The sequence below is a fragment of the Mycobacterium sp. genome, from assembly GCF_049683935.1.
GTDB lineage: Bacteria > Actinomycetota > Actinomycetes > Mycobacteriales > Mycobacteriaceae > Mycobacterium.
In genome coordinates this window covers 1-2,025 of record NZ_JBAUJR010000207.1, presented here as the reverse complement: position 1 = coordinate 2,025, position 2,025 = coordinate 1, and the positions used below count along the sequence as shown (strand labels likewise).

2 protein-coding genes are annotated in these 2,025 nt (G+C 69.8%); both read right to left on the bottom strand.

Annotated elements, in window-relative coordinates; genetic code table 11:
• On the bottom strand, window positions 1-425 hold a 425-nt coding region (locus WA965_RS11555; protein WP_526447541.1), incomplete at its 3' end, for an alpha/beta hydrolase.
• Window positions 426-441: 16 nt separating this feature from the next.
• The coding region (locus WA965_RS11550) for an acyl-CoA dehydrogenase family protein (RefSeq protein ID WP_526447539.1) at window positions 442-2,025 on the bottom strand (1,584 nt) is incomplete at its 5' end.

Genomic DNA, 2,025 nt, shown 5'->3' with positions numbered 1-2,025 from the left:
CGCTCAGGGTCCACCGACGGGAGCGCGCGCAGCCAGTTCAGCGCCGAATAGCAGTCCTCGACGGGCGCCGGGTACGGATGTTCGGGAGCCAGTCGGTAGTTGACCGAGACCACGGTGGCGCCGAGTTCCCGGGCGAATCTGCGGCACAGCACATCGTCCTGGGCGGCGTCGCCGATGACGTAGCCGCCGCCGTGGATCCACAGCAGCGCCGGACCCGGCGTGGGTGCGCCGGTGGGTCGGTAGAGCCTGACCCCGACACCCGACGGCAGCGTCAGCACCTCCGGGGCATCGGGGCCGTCGGGGGCTCGCCCCCACATCAGCCGGCTGGCGGCTCGCATCAATGGCAACGTCAGTGGCGTGATGATCTGCTTCGGCAGCAGTCGCGCGCTGCGTTTCAGCTCGGGATGGAACTCGATGCTGTGCACCGGATCAGTATGCGCATCACTTCAGCAGCGGATCGCGCGGCAGCCCCAGAATTCTCTCGGCGATCGTGTTGCGGGTGATCTCGGAGGTTCCGCCGGCGATCGTCATCGCACGGTTGCCGAGATAGCTGAGGGTCAGCTGCGGGGTCTGCCCGACGACCGCAGCGGTGCCCGCGAGCTCGAAGGCCAGCTCGGTGAGGTGCTGCCCGGATTCGGCGACCAGCAACTTGGTCACGTTGCCCTCGGGCCCCGGCTCGGCGCCCGCGATGGCGCGGGTGGCGCGCCGCAGGTTGAGCAGTCGCAACGAGTGGATCTCGGCGATCACCTCACCGGCGCGTCGGACATACCTGTCGGCGGTCGCGGGCGAGCTGTCCAGCAGCTCGACCAGCTGGTCAGGGGTGGTACCACCGATGGCACCCGATCCGCCGCCGATGGAGATGCGCTCGTTGCCCAACGTCGCACGGGCCACCAGCCAGCCCTTGTTGACGTCACCCACGACATCGGAGTCCGGCACGAACACGTCGTCGAAGAACACCTCGTTGAAGTGGGCATCGCCGGTGATGCCGCGCAGCGGATTGACCTTCACCCCTTCGGATTTCATGTCGATCGCCATCATCGTCACGCCGGCGTGCTTCTGGGCCTCGAAGTCGGTGCGCACGGTCGCCAGCCCCCACTGACACATGTGGGCCAGGCTCGTCCAGACCTTCTGGCCGGTGACCCGCCAGCCGCCGTCGACCTTCTTGGCCGACGTGCGCACCGCCGCGGCGTCCGAACCCGCTCCGGGCTCGGAGAACAGCTGGCACCACATCACCTGGCCCCGCAGGACCGGCTCCACCCAGCGCTCGCGCTGATCCGCGGTGCCTGCCTGGGCGATGGTCAGCGCCACCCAGCCGGTGATCCCCATGTCGGGACGACGGATGTCGGCGAACTCCTCCTCGATCACGAGCTGTTCGAGGACGTCGGCGCCGCGTCCCCACGGCTTGGGCCAATGCGGGACAAGGTAACCGGACTCGACGAGGAAATCCCGCTGCTGGTCGGCGGGCAGCGCCCGGACCTCGGCGGCCGCCGCACGGGCCTGGGTGCGGTACTCCTCGGACTCCGGGGGCAGCGTGAAGGACGCACCGTGCGCCCGGCCGCTGCGCTGTCCCTCGACGACGTCGAGCAGCGGGTCGGCACCGTCGGCCATCAGCGCCGCCAGCATGCGGGCTCGGCGCAGATACAGGTGGGCGTCGTGCTCCCAGGTGTAGCCGATGCCGCCGTGCAGCTGAATGTTGTTCTGCGCGTTGAACACCTGGGCTCTGATCGCATGTGAGGCGGCCACCGCGGCGGGGAACCAGGCGCTGTCGAGGTCGTCGGCGCGGGCCGCGTCCCAGGTGGCCGCAGTGGCGACCTCGGCGTCGACGAGCATGTTGGCCGCGTGGTGCTTGACGGCCTGGAAGGTGCCGATGGTGCGGCCGAACTGTTCCCGCACCTTGGCGTACTCGACGGCCATCTCGAGTGCCGCCCAGCTGACCCCGACCGCCTCGGCCGAGGCCAGGATGCGAAACACCGTCCTGGCGTTGCGGGCCGCTCCGCGCAGCACGCGGTCGGCGGGCACGGTGAC